This is a genomic window from Bradyrhizobium cosmicum, assembly GCF_032290525.1.
Taxonomy (GTDB): Bacteria; Pseudomonadota; Alphaproteobacteria; order Rhizobiales; family Xanthobacteraceae; genus Bradyrhizobium; species Bradyrhizobium cosmicum_A.
Map to the genome: position 1 here is coordinate 23,417 of NZ_JASXTA010000008.1, position 16,463 is coordinate 39,879.

Here is a 16,463-nt window from a genome sequence, read left to right on the forward strand (position 1 = left end):
TCAGATCCAGCCCTGAAGCTCACGCAGCACCAGAGTGCGGATCACGTCCATGCCTGGATCGCTGTCGTTGAGACAGGGGATCGCGGAAAACTGCTCGCCGCCATTGTGCTTGAATATCTCGGCGTTCTCCTGCGCGATCTCTTCCAGCGTCTCCAGGCAGTCGGCGGCAAAGCCCGGCGTCACCACCGCGATGCGGCGCACGCCTTCTTTCGCCAGACGCTCCATCGTCTTGTCGGTGTAGGGCTGGAGCCATTCGTCATCGCCGAAGCGCGACTGGAAGGTCAGCAGCAGCTTGGTCTCGTCCATGCCGAGCCTGCGGCGCAGCGCCTCGGTGGTGGCGACGCACTGGCCCTGATACGGGTCGCCTTTGTCGACATAGGATTTCGGCATGCCGTGGAAGGAAGCGACGATCAGCTCCGGCTTGAAGGACAGCGTCGCCAGATGCGTCTCGATCGAGATCGCGAGCGCCTCGATATAGCAATCGTCCTCGTAATAGGGCGGCGTCACCCGGAGCGTCGGCTGGTTACGCAGGCGGGAGAGCACGCGGAACACTTCGTCGCAGACGGTCGCCGAGGTTGGGGCGGAATATTGCGGATAGAGCGGAACAGCGAGGATGCGGTCGCAGCCTTTCGCGATCAGCGCGTCGATGCCCGATCTGATCGAGGGGTTGCCGTAGCGCATCGCCCAGTCCACCACGACATGGTCGCGGTCCGACAATGCCGCGGTGAGCTTGTCGGCTTGCGACCGCGTGATGGTCTTGAGCGGCGACTCGTTCGTCTCGTTGTTCCAGATCTTCCGGTAATCGAGCGCCTTGGTCCGGGGACGGCGGCGCAGGATGATGCCGTTCAGCACGAGCTTCCAGACCAGGCCCTGGTCCTCGATCACCCGGGCGTCCGACAGGAACTCCTTGAGATAGACCCGCACGCCGGGCGCATCGGCCGTATCGGGCGTGCCGAGATTGACCAGAAGCACACCGACCCGCGGCCGGCCCGATCGCACGGCCGGCTTTGCAGTCTCGAGGGGGGCAATTGTCATGGTCCGTTGCGTCGCGCGTTGCTCCGAACTTGTCAAGATGAGGGCGGTTTCGCTAGGGTCGCAGCCAAGCGGGAGGGGCTGATGACACTCGCGGAATGGTGCGTTCTCGGAGCGCTGCTGCTTTATCTGTCGACGATCGTCTCGATCAAATGGATCAGGTTTCGCACGTTCGACAATTCGCGGCCGCGCGACCCTGCCTTCTTCGAGGGCGCCCTTGCGCAGCGGGCGCTGGGCGCCCACCAGAACGGCATCGAGAGCTTTCCGTTCTTCGCCTTCGCCGTCCTGCTCGCCGAATTCCGGGATTCGCCGCAGCGCCTGGTCGACGAGCTCGCGGTGCTGTTCCTGATCGTGCGGATCGCCTATGTGCTGACCTATCTCGGCAACCGCCCGGCGTTGCGCTCGATCCTCTGGAGCATCGGCTTTGCCATCAACCTCGGGATCTTCTTCATGCCGGCCTTGAAGCAGTTTCTGCCGGTGTGAGTTTCTCGCTCCTGTGTCCCGGACGCGGTGCAGCGCTCTTGCGCTGCTCCGCAGAGCCGGGACCCAGAAGGCCACACGCTCCGCGGAGAGATGGGCCCCGGCTCTGCAGCGCATCGTCGAAGGGACGCTCCGCTGCGTCCGGGGCACGAGAGGCTTGCCTAGAAGCACGTCGTCCGTTCGGCGGCGATGTAGCCAAACAACAGGCCGGCGCCGAACAGCAGCACGAGGGCGGCGGCGCCGAATTCGATGCCGCGCATGAACAGCGCGCCGCCGCCGTCGCGGCCTGCGCTCAGGCGGGCGGCGACGTCCTTGGCGGAGACGGCGACGACCGCGATGGCCGCGACCGTGATCGCGGTGCCGAGCCCCATCAGCAAGGTCGCGGCGATGCCGGCCCAGAACAGGCCCTGGGCGAGCGCGAACACCAGCACCAGGATCGAGCCCGAGCAGGGGCGGATGCCGACGGTCAGGATCGCGGCGAACCCACGCCGCCAGCCGCCGGGGCCGGCGAGCTCGCTCGGCGTGGGGCCGTGGGAATGGCCGCAATGCTCGTCGTGGACGTGGTCGTGCGCGTGGTGGTGATCGGTGTGCGCGTGATCGTGGCCATGACGATCATGCGCATCATGATGATGGTGATGATCATGATCATGCGGCACGCCGGCGATCGCCGGCACCGCCTGCGTCGCCTGGAGTGCGCGGATGAAAGTGCGGCCCTTGACCCAGACCAAGCGCAGGCCGAACAGCGCGATCAGGCCGTAACTGGCGATCTCGATCGCGCCTTCCGCCTTGCACATTGTTTTCGCGGTCGCATTCAGCACCCAGGCCGAGATGCCGACGATCAGGATCGCCACCAGCGACTGCATCAGCGCCGAGGCAAACGACAGCACGATGCCGCGCCGCGCGGTCTCGCGGTTGGCGACGAGGTAGGAGGCGATCACCGCCTTGCCATGGCCGGGGCCGGCGGCATGGAAGATGCCGTAGGCAAACGAAATGAAGAGCAGCGTCCACACCGCCGAGCCGTCGGTCTTCGCGGCGCGAATGGTCGCCGACATCTGCCGATAGAATTCCGACTGTTTCGCCAGCAGCCAGCCGATGAGGCCGCCCGCCTCGCGCTCGGCCGCCTGCGCCGGGCGCGGTGCGCCGAACGGGTTTTGCGCGAGGGGATCGTGAAGTGCGGCGTCGGTCGCGGCTACGACAACCACGACAGCGGCGCAGGCGAGCAGCCCGCGCGCGAGCGGGGAGAGCTGCGGCCTCAAGGACAATCCACCGTGATCTTGTTGGCGAACATCATCCCGAAATTCGAGTTCTCGCCATTCATGAAGGTCTGCTCGTTGAGCTTCTGCGCGCTCGCGGTGCCGTCGCTGGGACGATCCAGCTTCATCTGGCAGCCACTGGGCGCGCCGACCAGCTTGACCGGGTTGTCCTTGGCCATCTGGAAATCGATGAAGAAGGAACGGTCGAACACTTCGAGCACCAGCTGCCTGGGCTTGACCGGGTTCTTCAGCGGCAGCGTGAAGTGCAGGGTCAGCACCGTATCCTTGTAGTCGAGGAAGTAGTCGACCGGCTCCTGGAAGCGCTCCTTCTTGCCGTCGGCTCGCGCGAAGGTGAAGTAGGCATATTCCTTCAGCGACTCGACATTGGTCTGCGCCAGCGGCCCGAGCTCCTCGCTTGTATAGGCGCCCTTGGTCTTGCCCTCGAGCCCCTGCACCGCATAGGCCGAGAACATGTCGTCAAACGTCCAGGCGTGGCGGACGCCAGTGATGCTGCCGTCGGCGGCATAGAGCAATTCGCTGGTCGCGGTGATCCAGACATGCGGATGCGCGCGCGCCGCGCTGCCTGCCAGCGTCAGGCCAGCGGCGAGCAGCAGTCCGAACAGGGCGTGCATGCCCATCAGGCCGCCTTCGGGGCGTCGAGCAGGCCGCGCCTGCGCAGCAGCGCGTCGGGCTCGGGCGGGCGACCGCGGAAGGCCTCGTAGGCGGCTTCCGGATCGACCGATCCGCCCGATGAGTAGATGTCGTCGTGCAGGCGCTTGGCCACCTCGGGATCGAAGATGTCGCCGGCCTCCTCGAAGGCGCCGAAGGCGTCGGCGTCCATCACCTCCGACCACATGTAGCTGTAATAGCCCGCGGCATAGTGATCGCCGGAGAAGATATGGCCGAACTGCGTGGGACGGTGACGGAGCGAGATCTCCTCGGGCATGCCGATCTTCTCCAGCTCGCGTTTCTCGAAGGCGCGGACATCCTGCGCAGCGGCGGCCGGCTGGGTGTGGAATTCGAGATCGACCAGCGCCGACGACACGAACTCGACCGTGGCAAAGCCCTGGTTGAACTTTCGAGCGGCAAGGAAGCGCTGGAGCAGATCGTCCGGCAGCGGCTCGCCGGTCTGGTAGTGGCGGGCGAACTGCTGCAGCACCTCGGGGCGCTCCTGCCAGTGCTCGTAGAGCTGGGACGGCAGCTCGACGAAATCGGTGAACACGGACGTGCCCGACAGCGACGGATAGGTCACGTTGGAGAGCATGCCGTGCAGGCCGTGGCCGAACTCGTGGAACAGGGTGCGGGCATCGTCGGGCGAGAGCAGCGAGGGCTCGCCGCCGGCGCCCTTGGCGAAGTTGCAGACATTGATGATCAAGGGCGCGATCTCGCCGTCGAGCTTCTGCTGGTCGCGCAGCGAGGTCATCCAGGCGCCGGAGCGCTTTGAGGGGCGGGCATAGTAGTCACCGTAGAACAGCGCCTTGTGCTTGCCGTCGGGCCCCTTCACCTCCCAGACCCGGACATCCGGGTGCCAGGCCGGCACGTCCTTGCGCTCCTCGAAGGTGATGCCGAACAGGCGTGTGGCGCAGTCGAAGGCGGCGGCGATCATGTGATCGAGCGTGAGGTACGGCTTGATCGCCGCGTCATCGAAATTGGCGCGCTGGAGACGGAGCTTCTCGGCGTAGAAGCGCCAGTCCCAGGGCGCCAGCTTGAAATTGCCGCCCTCGGTCGTGATCAGCGCCTGCATCTCGTCGCGGTCGGCGAGCGCCCGTGCCCGCGCCGGCTTCCAGACCCGCTCGAGCAGGCTGCGCACGGCGTCGGGCGTCTTGGCCATGGAATCCTCGAGCCGGTAGGCCGCGAAGGTCGGATAGCCCAGCAGCTTGGCGCTCTCTTCCCGCAGCTTCAGGATCTCGACGATGGCTCCGTTGTTGTCGTTGGCATTGCCATTGTCGCCGCGCGCGACGAAGGCCTTGTAGACCTTCTCGCGGAGGTCGCGCCGCGACGAACTCTTCAGGAACGGCTCGCTTGAGGAGCGCGACAGCGTCACGATCGCCTTGCCTTCCATGCCGCGCTCTTCCGCCGCAGCTTTGGCTGCCGCGACGAAGCTCTCCGGCAGGCCCTGACGGTCGGCCTCCCCTAACTCCATGAACCATTCCTGCTCGTCGCCGAGCAGATGATGGCTGAAGCTGGTGCCGAGCTGGGCGAGTTTTTCGTTGATCTCCGCCATCCGCGTCTTGGCCTCCTCGGAGAGGCCGGCGCCGGAACGATGGAAGCGGGTGTAGGTGCGCTCCAGCAGGCGAAGCTGCTCTGAGGAGAGACCCAAATTGGCGCGGTTCTCGTGCAGCTGGGCGATGCGACCAAACAGCACGGCGTTCATCATGATGGGATTCCAGTGCCGCGCCATCCGCAAGGAGACCTCCTTGTCGATCTCGAGGATGGCCGGGTTGGAATGCGCCGAGACGAGATCGTAGAACACCGCTGCGACCTTGCTCAGCAGCTTGCCCGAGCGCTCCAGTGCCGTGATGGTGTTGGCGAAGTCGGCGGCCGCCGGATCATTGGTGATCGCCGCGATCTCGGCGGAGTGATCGGCGAAGGCCTGCTCGAAGGCCGGAAGGAAGTGCTCCGGCTTGATCTCGTCGAAGGGCGGGGTCGCGAACGGCGTCACCCAGGCCTGCACCAGCGGGTTGGTCTCGGCATCCGTAGTTTGGCGGGGTTCTGACATCGCAAGTCCCGGTTTCTGAGCTGATTTGTTGCGGCCAGCTATAGCACGCGATGGGGCTTTTTTGGGCCATTTGGCCTTGCTCCCGCCCGCCTTTTCGGAGAGATTGCGGCCCTCGAAGCCTGGATCCCTGAGCTCATGAACGCGTCTTCCTCGTCCTCCCGCCGGATCGTCTGGCCCAGCGTCATCACCGTCATCAGCGCTGCGATCCTGATCGGCGCCGAAGTGTTCGGCGCAGCGTTTGCCGGCGGCTGGGCGCTCGCGATCCTGTTCGGGCTCGGCGACCAGGGCGCCCACATCCTTCAGGCCGTGCTGTTCGCACTCGGCGTGCTCGTGATGACCGCCTTCATCCGCGCAGCCCAGCGCGTCGAGCCCTTCACGAAGCGCGGCTGACGCTTCCTCGCGCGCGTCCGACGCGCGCACGACACTGAAAACTTAACGCGCGTTCATCTTCCGCGTCGCTGCCGCAACACTGCGCAAGCAGATGTTAGGCAATTCCGTCCGCAGCCTAAAAAAATTCTTGCGAAGCAGAGTCAAAAGCCTTATGTGCGCTCTTGCCCAATTTCGCACGTGCCTGTGGTCGTGTGTCAGTCGGTAGGTATCCGGACAAGAGGCCGGACAGCCGCCAAGGGGTGAAGAAGCCGAGGGGCTCTTCGGAAGTGTGGAAGTCGAAAGGCTCATGAAGCCTGAGACGAAAGCAAACCCGGAGCGTCCAGCATCTCTCTCAAAGAGATGCCTTGTCGAAGGTGACTTCACTTTTTGCAACCGTGACTGGCAGCCGGAGGCGAACCGGCGCACCCCGCTCTCAACGGGGGACGCGACTTAAAGCAACGACGGATCGGGCTTTTTTGGTCTCTACCGGCAGTCCAACGCCGGCGCGGGCTACTGAAAAGGCTTGTCCTTCATTGCCAGGTGTGCGGGCGGGAAATTCCCAACCAATCCACGGCAGCACAGTCTGATCTGAGTCTTTGGCTCGTCGCGCCTCCATCGCGTGATCTGGCCGGAGCGCTCTTATCCGACGTCATTTTTTGAACGGATCCCCGTCGCTGGGCCGTTTGGGAGAGTGCTATGACCGAACGTATTCAGGAATTCCTGCGCAACCGCCGCAGCGAGGGCCGGGACACCGAGCCTTGCCTCGTCGTCGACCTCGAGGTCGTGCGCGACAATTACCAGACCTTTGCCAAGGCGCTGCCCGACAGCCGCGTGTTCTACGCCGTCAAGGCGAACCCGGCGCCGGAAGTGCTGGCCCTGCTCGCCTCGATGGGCTCCTGCTTCGACACTGCGACGGTCGCCGAGATCGAGATGGCGCTGGCCGCCGGTGCGACGCCCGACCGCATCTCGTTCGGCAACACGATCAAGAAGGAGCGCGACATCGCGCGCGCCTTCGCGCTCGGCATTCGCCTGTTCGCGGTCGACTGCACCGCCGAGGTCGAGAAAATCGCCCGTGCCGCGCCCGGTGCGAAGGTGTTCTGCCGCATCCTCTATGACTGCGCCGGCGCCGAGTGGCCGCTGTCGCGCAAGTTCGGCTGCGACCCGGAAATGGCCGTCGATGTGCTCGACGTCGCCAAGCGCCTGGGCCTGGAGCCGTGCGGCATCTCGTTCCATGTCGGCTCGCAGCAGCGCAAGGTGAAGGCGTGGGACCGTGCGCTGGCGATGGCCTCGCAGGTGTTCCGCGACTGCGCCGAGCGCGGCATCAACCTGACCATGGTCAACATGGGCGGCGGCTTCCCGACCAAGTACCTCAAGGACGTGCCGCCGGTCGTCACCTACGGCCGGTCGATCTTCCGCGCGCTGCGCAAGCACTTCGGCAACCAGATCCCGGAGACCATCATCGAGCCGGGCCGCGGCATGGTGGGCAACGCCGGCATCATCGAATCCGAGGTCGTGCTGATCTCGAAGAAGAGCGACGAGGACGAGGTGCGCTGGGTTTACCTCGACATCGGCAAGTTCGGCGGTCTCGCCGAGACGATGGACGAGTCGATCCGTTACGCCATCCGCACCCCGCATGACGGCGCGGAGATGACGCCGTGCGTGCTCGCTGGCCCGACCTGCGACAGCGCCGACGTGCTGTACGAGAAGAGCCCGTATCCGCTCCCCGTCACGCTCGAGATCGGCGACAAGCTGCTGATCGAAGGCACCGGGGCCTATACGTCGACCTACTCGGCGGTGGCGTTCAACGGCATTCCGCCGCTGAAGACGTACCACATCTAAGCAGCCTCTCTTTCCGAGGCCTGACGAACCCGGGAGCCGGCTTGCCGGCTCCTCCCCTGACATTTCGATTTCTGACGACGTCTTGGACGGCGTGCTGCGCGCACGTCGGTTCAAGCGGGGACTGACGCGCCATGACTGCTTTTCGGAAGCCACAGATCGCCCTCACCTCGAAAGCCGCTCCGTTCGCGATCCGAGCCGAGCGTGCTGCCGACGTCGCGACGCGTGAAGCGCTGCTGGATGCCTGCTTTGGCGAGAACCGCCATGACCGCACCTGCCAGCGCCTGCGCGACGGACGTGCACCTGCCGCAGGCCTTGCCCTGTCGGCCGTGCGCGAGGGCAAGCTCATGGGAACCGTGCGGCTGTGGCACGTCAGCGCCGCAGGCAGGCCCGCTCTGGTCCTCGGACCGCTGGCGGTGGATCCTGCCTGCCGCGAGCTCGGGATCGGCGCCGCGCTGATGCAACAAGCGCTGGCTGCCGCCCGGGCGCGCGGACATGCTGCCGTGATCCTGCTCGGCGATGCTCCCTACTATGCCCGCTTCGGCTTCACGGGCGAGAAGACCGGCGCGCTGTCGCTGCCCGGTCCGTTCGAGCCCGACCGTCTGCTGGCGATCGAATTCCAGGCCGGCGCCCTGGATGGCGCCGAGGGGATGATCGTGCCGACCGGCGCGGCCTTGCCCAAACGGAGGGCGGTTCGCGCCCTCGAAGCGCACGCGGCCTAAGGGATTGCCATGATGGCGACGACCAAGCCGCATTCCGCGGCTATGCCCGCGCGTGCCCGTTCCTTTGGGGTTGCGCGGGCCTGAGAAACGCCCTTTAACCCGCCAAGCCCCCCTCCAGTCGAGGCCCACGACCATGTCCCGCCGCCTGATCTCCACCGGCTCTCCCCTTGAGAAGACCGTCGGCTACAGCCGCGCCGTGATCGACGGCGATTTCGCCTTTGTCGCGGGAACCACCGGCTATGACTACACCACGATGACGATGCCGGCCGACGTCACGAGCCAGTCACGCAACTGCTTCAAGACCATTGAAGCCGCCCTGAATGAGGGTGGATTCGAGATGGCCGACATCGTCCGTGCGACCTATTACATCACCGACGCCAGCTATATCGATGCCCATTTCGCCGTCTGCGGCGAGGTGCTCGGTGACATCAGGCCGGCCGCGACCTTGCTGGTCGTCAGCGCCCTCGCCAGGCCCGAGATGAAGGTCGAGATCGAAGTCACCGCCAAGCGCCGCAGCGCCTGATCCATCCCTCACCACCCATCTGCCCGCCCTATCCGGAGAACCACCCCCATGAGCCCCGCCTCGCAGATCTACGCGAAGATCACCGGTCCCATCGTCATGGTCGGCTTCGGCTCCATCGGCAAAGGCACATTGCCCTTGATCGAGCGGCATCTCGATTACGACAAGTCGCGCGTCACCGTGATCGATCCCAAGGATGACGGCCGCAAGGCACATTGCGAGAAGCACAATGTGCGCTTCATCCAGAAGGGCGTGACCAGGGAGAATTACCGCGAATTGCTGACCCCGCTGCTCACCGAAGGCGGCGGCCAGGGCTTTTGCGTCAATCTCTCGGTCGACACCGGCTCCACCGACATCATGGAGCTCTGCAACGAGCTCGGCGCGCTCTACATCGACACCGTCAACGAGCCCTGGCTCGGCTTCTATTTCGATGCGTCGAAGGGCCCGGAAGCGCGCTCCAATTACGCTCTTCGCGAAGCGACGCTGGCCGCCAAGCGGGCGCGCCCGGCGGGCTCGACCACGGCCGTCTCATGCTGCGGCGCCAATCCCGGCATGGTCTCGTTCTTCGTCAAGCAGGCGCTGCTCAATGTCGCCGCCGACCTGAAGCTCAATGCCCCCAAGCCGAAGACCAAGGCCGAATGGGCGGATTTGATGCGGCAGGCCGGCATCAAGGGCATCCACATCGCCGAACGCGACACGCAGCGCTCGAAGAAGCCGAAAGAGCCTGATGTCTTCGTCAACACCTGGTCGGTGGAAGGTTTCCTGTCGGAAGGCGTGCAGCCGTCCGAACTCGGTTGGGGCACGCACGAAAAATGGATGCCCGAGAATGCGCGCACCCACGAAGCCGGTTGCGGCGCCGCCATCTATCTGATGCAGCCCGGCGCCAACACCCGCGTGCGCACCTGGTGCCCGACCCGCGGCGCGCAGTATGGCTTCCTCGTCACCCACAACGAATCGATCTCGATCGCCGATTACTTCACGGTGCGCGACGCCTCGGGCACGGCGGTCTACCGGCCGACCTGCCACTACGCCTATCATCCGGCTGACGATGCCGTGCTGTCGCTGCATGAAATGTTCGGCCGCGCGGCGAAGATGCAGGAAAAGCACCACATCCTCGACGAGACCGAGATCGTCGACGGCATCGATGAACTCGGCGTGCTGCTGTTCGGCCATGACAACAACGCCTACTGGTACGGCTCGCAGCTCTCCATCGAGGAGACCCGTAAGCTCGCGCCCTATCAGAACGCCACCGGCCTGCAAGTGACCTCCGCCGTGCTCGGCGGCATGGTGTGGGCGCTCGAGAATCCCAACGAAGGCATCGTCGAAGCCGACGAGATGGATTTCGATCGCCTGCTGGAAATCCAGTTGCCGTATCTCGGCCCCGTAAAGGGTTTCTACACCGACTGGACGCCGCTGACGGATCGTCCGGGACTGTTTCCGGAGGATATCGATACCAGCGATCCCTGGCAGTTCCGGAATATTCTGGTGCGGTGACAATTCAGCCGTCATGCCCGGGCTTGTCCCGGGTATCCACGAACTTTCTTCGTGCAGCTCCAAGAACGTGGATGGCCGGGACAAGCCCGGGCATGACGCTGCAACAGCGATTTCCCTACTTCTCCTTGATCGGTGGCGCGATCTTCTCGGCAGGTGCCGGCGGCAATGCCGGTTTGGCCCCGCCGGCCGCACCTTGCGTCTGCGGGTCGGGGCGCGCGGGCTCGGGCGCCGGCGTGGTCGGGCGATCGCCGCCGGGCTTTGATTCCGCAGGCGTCTTGCTCTGATCATCGGACGGCGTGCCCTGGAGCGGCGGCGTCGCCTGTGCCAGTTGCAGCCGACTCTCGGCGCGAATCTGCGCGAGTGACAGGCCCGAGATCGCGACACCTGCAGCAAATAGCGAACAGGCGATCAAAAGGTCTCGTCGAAGTCCGCGCTTGTCGTTCCTGCCGGGCATATCGATCACCACCTTTGTCTGCGGGATCAACGAATTTGCCAAGCCGCAGTTCCAAGCCCGTCCGGGCGGAACCGGACGTTTGCGCGCCAAAACGCCGCGCTCAATCCGTGGTGCTGACTTCCCAAGTGGCGTGGCGCACGCCGGGCAGATGCTGCAGATCCGTCGCCACCGCGTTCAGCTCGTTCGGATCGACCGCGGTCGCGACCAGCTTTGCGACGATCTCGATCAAATCGTCACCGGTCTCGACCACGTCGATATCGGCCACCGGATATTTTGCGCCCTCGAGCTTCTCGACGAGCCGGTCGCGCATATCGGGCAAGGCGTCCGGCGCGACCGCAAGTTTGAAGTAGTAGGTCGCCTCCGAGGCCTTCTCGTTCAGCGGAATGCGGTTGATGGCATTGACCAAGGGGCGCAGCATCGTGTTGCCCGCGATGACGAACACGGTGAGCGCGGCGGCCTGCGCGACCATGTCGGCGCCGGCGCAGGAGCCTACCGCTGCTGAGGCCCACAGCGTCGCGGCGGTGTTGAGCCCGCGCACGTCCATGCCCTGCTTCATGATGACGCCGGCGCCGAGAAAGCCAATGCCGGAGACGACGTAGGAGATCACCCGCACCGCGCCGTCCGCGCCCGTCAGATGCATGGCGAGATCAACGAACGCGGCGGCGCCGACCGCGACCAGCACGTTGGTGCGCAGGCCCGCGGTGCGCTGGCGATATTGCCGCTCGGCGCCGATCAGCGTGCCCAGCACGAAGGCCGTGAACAGGCTGACCAGCGTGTCCGCGAAGTCGGCAATCTGGAAGGTCGTCAGAAACCGCATGTGTTCGCGCCGCCGTTTGGGAGATGCGGTAGGGTGGGCAAAGGCGCGCTCTTCGCGCGACGTGCCCACCACTTTCGTTTCGCGGAGAGATGGTGAGCACGGCGCAAGCGCGCCTTTGCCCACCCTACGGCCGGAACCATGACAGATTAAAGCTCCAGCAGGCCCCCGTCCCCATTTTCATCAGCGAACGCCAGCAGCGTGCCCTTGGCGTTCCAGGCGATCGCGGCCACCGGCGGGGTGCCGTTGCGGCGGACCAGGATCTCGGCGCCGTCTTCCAGGCGCACCATCAGCACGGTGCCGTCGCTGTAGCCGGCGGCGAGGATGTCGTTCTTCGGATGGCATGCGACCACGGACACGCGGGCCTGGAGCGGCGCCAGCATCGCGGGCTCCTTGCCCATCGGGCCGTCCTTGCTGCCGAACGGCCAGATGATGACGGTATCGGCGCCCGAAGTCGCGAGCCCCTTGCCGCCGGCGCTCCAGGACATCGAGCGGACGCGGCCGGGATAGCCGGTCATGCGCATGTGCCTGTTATCGGCGAGCCGCCAGCCGTGCAGCGCCGCCTCGTGCATCGTGGTGACCAGGAATTTGTTGTCCGGGCTGAAGGTGACGCCGAGATGCGAGCCGGCCCAGGGCAGGAATTCGGCCGATCCTTCCATGTTCGGAAACCACAGCGTCGCGCCGTTGTAATGCGCGATCGCGAGCCGCAGGCCCTTTGGTGCGAACGCGAGGCCGCCGACGGTCGAGGGCACCTCGAGCGACTTCTCCTCGGTCTTGCCGCTCTTGACGGTCGCCGTCTTGCCGGCCGACCAGGCATAGGCGCCATCGGGATGCAGCGCCACCGCATCGATCCAACGCCGCTTCGGATCGGTCGCGAGCAGCGTCACCTCGCCCTTGGCGTCGAGCGACACGACCTTGCCGTCGTCGCCGCCCATGACGAGGCGCTTGCCGTCGGAGGCGGTCGAGAGAATGCCGCCGGTGTGGACGGGGACGGCGGTGATCTCGCCCTGGTTATCTACGAACGCGACATTCTCCTCGGCGCCGACGAAGGCGGCGCGGGGGCCAAGGAAATGCACCGAAGTCACGCCCATGCCGAGCGCAACAGGCTTGACGCGGTCGGTGACGGAGACGATCGAGGCTGAATCGGGAGCCGGCGTAAACTCTTTCATCACGAGACGATGCAGCTCTCGAAGCCCGTGCGAATGAGCTCTTCAGGCAATTCGCGGCCGATGAACACGAGGCGGCTCTGGCGCGGCTCGCCGTCCTTCCACTTCCGCTGGTGGTTGCCCTCCAGCATCATATGGACGCCCTGGAACACGTAGCGGTCGTCATCGTCGTGGAAGGCGAGGATGCCCTTGGAGCGCAGGATCTTGCCGCCCTCGACCTGCACCAAATTCTGGAGCCAGGGCATGAACACGTTCGGATCGAGCGGCTTGTCGGTCTTGAGCGACAGCGATTGCATGTCCTCGTCGTGATAGTGCTTCAGGCCATGGCCGTGATCATGGTGATGACGGTCGTCGCCGTGATGGTGATGATCATGGTCGTGGTCATGATCGTCGGCATTCAGAAAATCCGGCTCGATGTCGAGGATGCGGTCGAGATCGAACGCACCGCGGTCGAGCACGTCGGCCAAAGCCACCGAGCAGCGTTCGGTGCGATGCAGTTTCGCATAGGGATTGATGGCGCGGATGCGGGCCTCGACCTCGGCAAGCTCTCCCTTGGTGACGAGGTCGGTCTTGTTCAGCACGATGACGTCGGCAAAGGCGATCTGGTTCTTGGCCTCGGGTGCGTCCTTGAGCCGGTCCGACAGCCATTTGGCGTCGGCGACGGTGACGACCGCATCGAGGCGCGCGTTCTTCTGCACGTCCTCATCGACGAAGAAGGTCTGGGCGACGGGCGCCGGATCAGCAAGGCCCGTGGTCTCGACGATGATGGCGTCGAACTTGCCCTTGCGCTTCATCAACCCGTCCATGATGCGCACGAGATCGCCCCGCACCGTGCAGCAGATGCAGCCGTTGTTCATCTCGAACACTTCCTCGTCGGCGCCGATGATGAGGTCATTGTCGATGCCGATCTCGCCGAATTCGTTGACGATGACCGCGTATTTCTTGCCGTGGTTTTCCGACAGGATGCGGTTGAGCAGCGTGGTCTTGCCGGCACCGAGATAGCCGGTCAGGACGGTCACGGGAATTTTGGGGGCGGTCGCTTCAGACATAATCACTCCGGACTTGGGGCGTTTCGCGCGACGCGAGGCGGGGTGGCCCCTGCCCTAATGGTCAAGCGCGCTGGTCAGGGCCTTTATATTGTGCCTGACCATATCAATGTAAGTGGGTGCAAGGCCCTTTTCACCCGTCAGACCGTCCGAAATCAAGGTCCCGCCGACCTTGGCCCCGGTCTCGGCCGCGATCCGCCGGATCAGCCGGTCGTCGCTGATATTTTCCAGGAAAACGGCCGGAATTTTCTGGGCCTTGATCTGGCCGATGATGGCCGCGATATCCCGCGCGCTGGGCTCGGTTTCGGTGGAGACCCCAAGGGGGGCCACGAACTGCACGCCATACTCGGCGGCGAAATAGCCGAAGGCGTTGTGGGTCGAGATCACCTTGCGCCGCTCCGGCGGGATTTTGCCGACGGCCTCGCGGACCTCGCGGTCGAGCGTTTCGAGCTTTTCCAGATAGGCCTTTGCCTGGGCGCGGAAGAACTCGGCGTCTTCCGGGGCCGCCGCGGCGAGCGCGGTTGCGATGTCGGTCACATAGATCTTGGCGTTGGGAACAGACTGCCAGGCGTGGGGATCGGCGGCAGCGCCGAGCTTGAGGGCCGCGATGCCGGCGCTCGCGGCCACCACCTGCGCCTTGGCGCCGGAGGACTGCACGAGGCGCGGCAACCATCCCTCGAGGCCGAGCCCGTTGACGATGACGAGCTTTGCGTCGGCGATGCGCTTCGCATCGCTCGGTGCGGGCGTGTAGACGTGCGCGTCGCTGTCGGCGCCGACCAGCGTCGTCAGGTCGATCCGGTCGCCGCCGACATTGCGGACGAAATCGGCGAGGATCGAGAAGCTTGCGACGACCTTCAGCCGTTCCGCGGCGTGAAGCGGCGAAGCGATCAGCAGGAGCACACAAAGCAGGATAGGTCGCATCGCCGTCACGCTTCCAGATGCCGGCCGGGAAACAGCTGCCTGATAACGCCGCCGACGCGGCCGAACAGCACGGAGACGATGTAGAACACCGTCGCCACCAGAATGATCGCGGGGCCCGACGGCACCCGGGTCTGGAACGACAGCACCAGGCCGGCATAGCCGGACACCGCAGCAGCGATCACGGCAATGCAGATCATGACCGTGAGATCGCGCGACCAGAACCGCGCGATACCGGCAGGCAGGATCATCAGACCCACCGCCAGGAGCGTGCCGAGCGCCTGAAATCCATTGACGAGATTGATGACGACCAGCGCAAGGAAGGCAAGATGCGCGGGTCCCCCGGCGCGGCTCACGGTTCGCAGGAACAACGGATCGACACTCTCGATCACCAGCGGGCGATAGATCACGGCGAGCACCAGCAGCGTCACGGTGGCGTTGAAGGCGACCACCAGCAGCGTCTGGTCGTCCATGGCGAGGATGTTGCCGAACAGCACGTGCAAGAGGTCGATATTGGTGCCCTTGATCGAGACGATGGTGACGCCCAGCGCCAGCGAGGCCAGGTAGAAGGTCGCGAGCGACGCATCCTCCTTCAGCCCGGTCGAGCGCGCGACCACACCGGCGAGGATCGCGACCGCAAAGCCGGCGATCAGGCCACCCGCCGTCATCGCAAACAGGTTGAGGCCGGAGAGCAGGAACCCCACGGCCGCACCGGGCAGGATCGCATGCGCCATGGCGTCGCCGACAAGGCTCATCCGCCGCAGCATCAGGAACACCCCGATCGGCGCGCCCGCCAGCGACAGCGCGATCGCAGCGGCGAGCGCGCGCCGCATGAACTCGAACTCGGTGAACGGACCGATCAGCGCGTCATAGACCATCTGATATCACGCGGCCCGGGAGCGGGCATCATCGGCGGCGCAGGCCGCGGCGCTGTCGTCGAAGGCCTCGCACATCCGCATCGCGACCAGCAGATTTTCCGGCGTCAGCACATCCGCCGTCGGTCCCCAGGCCACGGGGCCGCGCGCCAGCACCAGCGTCTCGGTGAAATGGTTGCGCACCATCTCCATGTCGTGCAAAGCGGCGAGCACGGTGCGGCCCTCGCCGTGCCAGTGCTTCACCAGCGCGAGCAGGTCAGTCGTGGTCTTGCTGTCGATGGCGTTGAAGGGCTCGTCGAGCACGATGAGCCTTGCGTCCTGAAGCAGCACGCGCGCGAACAGCACGCGCTGCATCTGGCCGCCGGAGAGCGTGCCGATGGGTCGGTTCTCGAAGCCGTTGAGACCAACGGAGGCGATCGCGCGCAGGATCTTGTCGCGGGCGGCCTTGCCGATGCCGCCGAACAGGCCGGCTTCGCGCCACAGCCCGGTGCCGACGAAGTCGAACACCGAAATCGGGAAGCTGCGGTCGATCTCCGCGCTCTGCGGCAGATAGGCGATATCGCGGGAATCGAGCCCGCCGAGGTGGATGCTGCCGTCGAGCGGCTTGAGGATGCCGACGATGCCGCGCAGCAGCGTCGACTTGCCGGCGCCGTTCGGGCCGATCACGGCGACCAGCGAGCCCGGCGCGACCTCGCCCTTGAGATGGTGCACGGCCGGATGCCGGTCATAGCCGAGCGTGACGTTGTGAAAGTGCAGCGCCGCCAT

At 65.3% G+C, this 16,463-nt stretch carries 17 protein-coding genes; 6 read left to right on the forward strand and 11 right to left on the reverse strand.

Annotation, left to right across the window (positions count from 1 at the left end; all coding sequences use genetic code 11):
- Positions 1–1,035 (reverse strand): ferrochelatase, encoded by a 1,035-nt coding sequence (gene hemH / locus QSV46_RS16170; RefSeq protein WP_314952890.1) that lies wholly within the window; start codon positions 1,033–1,035, stop codon positions 1–3.
- Positions 1,036–1,116: 81 nt separating this feature from the next.
- Between hemH and QSV46_RS16175 the strand changes: the two genes are divergently transcribed.
- Positions 1,117–1,515, forward strand: a complete 399-nt coding sequence (locus QSV46_RS16175) for an MAPEG family protein (RefSeq protein ID WP_314952891.1) — start codon at positions 1,117–1,119, stop codon at positions 1,513–1,515.
- Between the two features lie 158 nt (positions 1,516–1,673).
- Here the strand turns inward: QSV46_RS16175 and QSV46_RS16180 are convergent, their stop codons facing one another.
- From QSV46_RS16180 to QSV46_RS16190, 3 genes are read right to left on the reverse strand one after another with little or no spacing between them, the layout of a single operon-like run.
- The gene (locus tag QSV46_RS16180; protein ID WP_314952893.1) at positions 1,674–2,768 is read right to left on the reverse strand and encodes a nickel/cobalt transporter; all 1,095 of its coding nucleotides are present in this window, start codon (positions 2,766–2,768) and stop codon (positions 1,674–1,676) included.
- A complete protein-coding gene (locus tag QSV46_RS16185) occupies positions 2,765–3,403 on the reverse strand; it encodes a DUF1007 family protein (protein ID WP_314952895.1) in 639 nt (212 codons plus the stop codon). Before QSV46_RS16185 ends, QSV46_RS16180 begins: the two co-directional genes overlap by 4 nt.
- Positions 3,403–5,484: a M3 family metallopeptidase gene (locus QSV46_RS16190; protein ID WP_314952898.1), complete on the reverse strand. Its 2,082-nt coding sequence runs from the start codon at positions 5,482–5,484 to the stop codon at positions 3,403–3,405. The genes QSV46_RS16185 and QSV46_RS16190 overlap by 1 nt, the downstream gene beginning before the upstream one ends.
- 135 nt (positions 5,485–5,619) lie before the next feature.
- On the opposite strand from QSV46_RS16190, the gene QSV46_RS16195 reads away from it, so the two are divergent.
- The 5 genes from QSV46_RS16195 (at position 5,620) to QSV46_RS16215 (ending at position 10,425) form a co-directional block, all read left to right on the forward strand.
- Positions 5,620–5,874, forward strand: a complete 255-nt coding sequence (locus QSV46_RS16195) for a hypothetical protein (RefSeq protein ID WP_314952900.1) — start codon at positions 5,620–5,622, stop codon at positions 5,872–5,874.
- Between the two features lie 675 nt (positions 5,875–6,549).
- Entirely contained in the window at positions 6,550–7,692 is a 1,143-nt protein-coding gene (locus QSV46_RS16200) for a type III PLP-dependent enzyme (RefSeq protein ID WP_314952902.1), read from the forward strand.
- A 131-nt stretch (positions 7,693–7,823) separates the two neighbouring features.
- Entirely contained in the window at positions 7,824–8,411 is a 588-nt protein-coding gene (locus QSV46_RS16205) for an N-acetyltransferase (RefSeq protein ID WP_314952904.1), read from the forward strand.
- A gap of 133 nt (positions 8,412–8,544) precedes the next feature.
- Complete coding sequence (locus tag QSV46_RS16210) at positions 8,545–8,934, forward strand: RidA family protein (RefSeq protein ID WP_314952907.1); 390 nt, start codon at positions 8,545–8,547, stop codon at positions 8,932–8,934.
- A gap of 48 nt (positions 8,935–8,982) precedes the next feature.
- A complete protein-coding gene (locus tag QSV46_RS16215; protein ID WP_314952909.1) occupies positions 8,983–10,425 on the forward strand; it encodes a homospermidine synthase in 1,443 nt (480 codons plus the stop codon).
- Between the two features lie 115 nt (positions 10,426–10,540).
- Here the strand turns inward: QSV46_RS16215 and QSV46_RS16220 are convergent, their stop codons facing one another.
- From QSV46_RS16220 to QSV46_RS16250, 7 genes are all read right to left on the reverse strand, one after another.
- The gene (locus tag QSV46_RS16220; RefSeq protein ID WP_314953353.1) at positions 10,541–10,879 is read right to left on the reverse strand and encodes a hypothetical protein; all 339 of its coding nucleotides are present in this window, start codon (positions 10,877–10,879) and stop codon (positions 10,541–10,543) included.
- A gap of 100 nt (positions 10,880–10,979) precedes the next feature.
- Positions 10,980–11,696 carry an MgtC/SapB family protein gene (locus QSV46_RS16225; protein WP_314952911.1) on the reverse strand — a complete coding sequence of 239 codons (717 nt, stop codon included), beginning with the start codon at positions 11,694–11,696 and terminating at the stop codon, positions 10,980–10,982.
- A 146-nt stretch (positions 11,697–11,842) separates the two neighbouring features.
- A complete protein-coding gene (locus QSV46_RS16230; protein ID WP_314952913.1) occupies positions 11,843–12,862 on the reverse strand; it encodes a WD40 repeat domain-containing protein in 1,020 nt (339 codons plus the stop codon).
- Positions 12,862–13,908 carry a GTP-binding protein gene (locus QSV46_RS16235; protein WP_314952915.1) on the reverse strand — a complete coding sequence of 349 codons (1,047 nt, stop codon included), beginning with the start codon at positions 13,906–13,908 and terminating at the stop codon, positions 12,862–12,864. Before QSV46_RS16235 ends, QSV46_RS16230 begins: the two co-directional genes overlap by 1 nt.
- 54 nt (positions 13,909–13,962) lie before the next feature.
- Positions 13,963–14,826, reverse strand: coding sequence for a metal ABC transporter solute-binding protein, Zn/Mn family (locus QSV46_RS16240; protein ID WP_314952917.1), 864 nt, complete (start codon positions 14,824–14,826; stop codon positions 13,963–13,965).
- A 5-nt stretch (positions 14,827–14,831) separates the two neighbouring features.
- Positions 14,832–15,701, reverse strand: a complete 870-nt coding sequence (locus QSV46_RS16245; RefSeq protein ID WP_314952919.1) for a metal ABC transporter permease — start codon at positions 15,699–15,701, stop codon at positions 14,832–14,834.
- Positions 15,702–15,707: 6 nt separating this feature from the next.
- Positions 15,708–16,463, reverse strand: coding sequence for an ABC transporter ATP-binding protein (locus QSV46_RS16250; protein WP_314952921.1), 756 nt, complete (start codon positions 16,461–16,463; stop codon positions 15,708–15,710).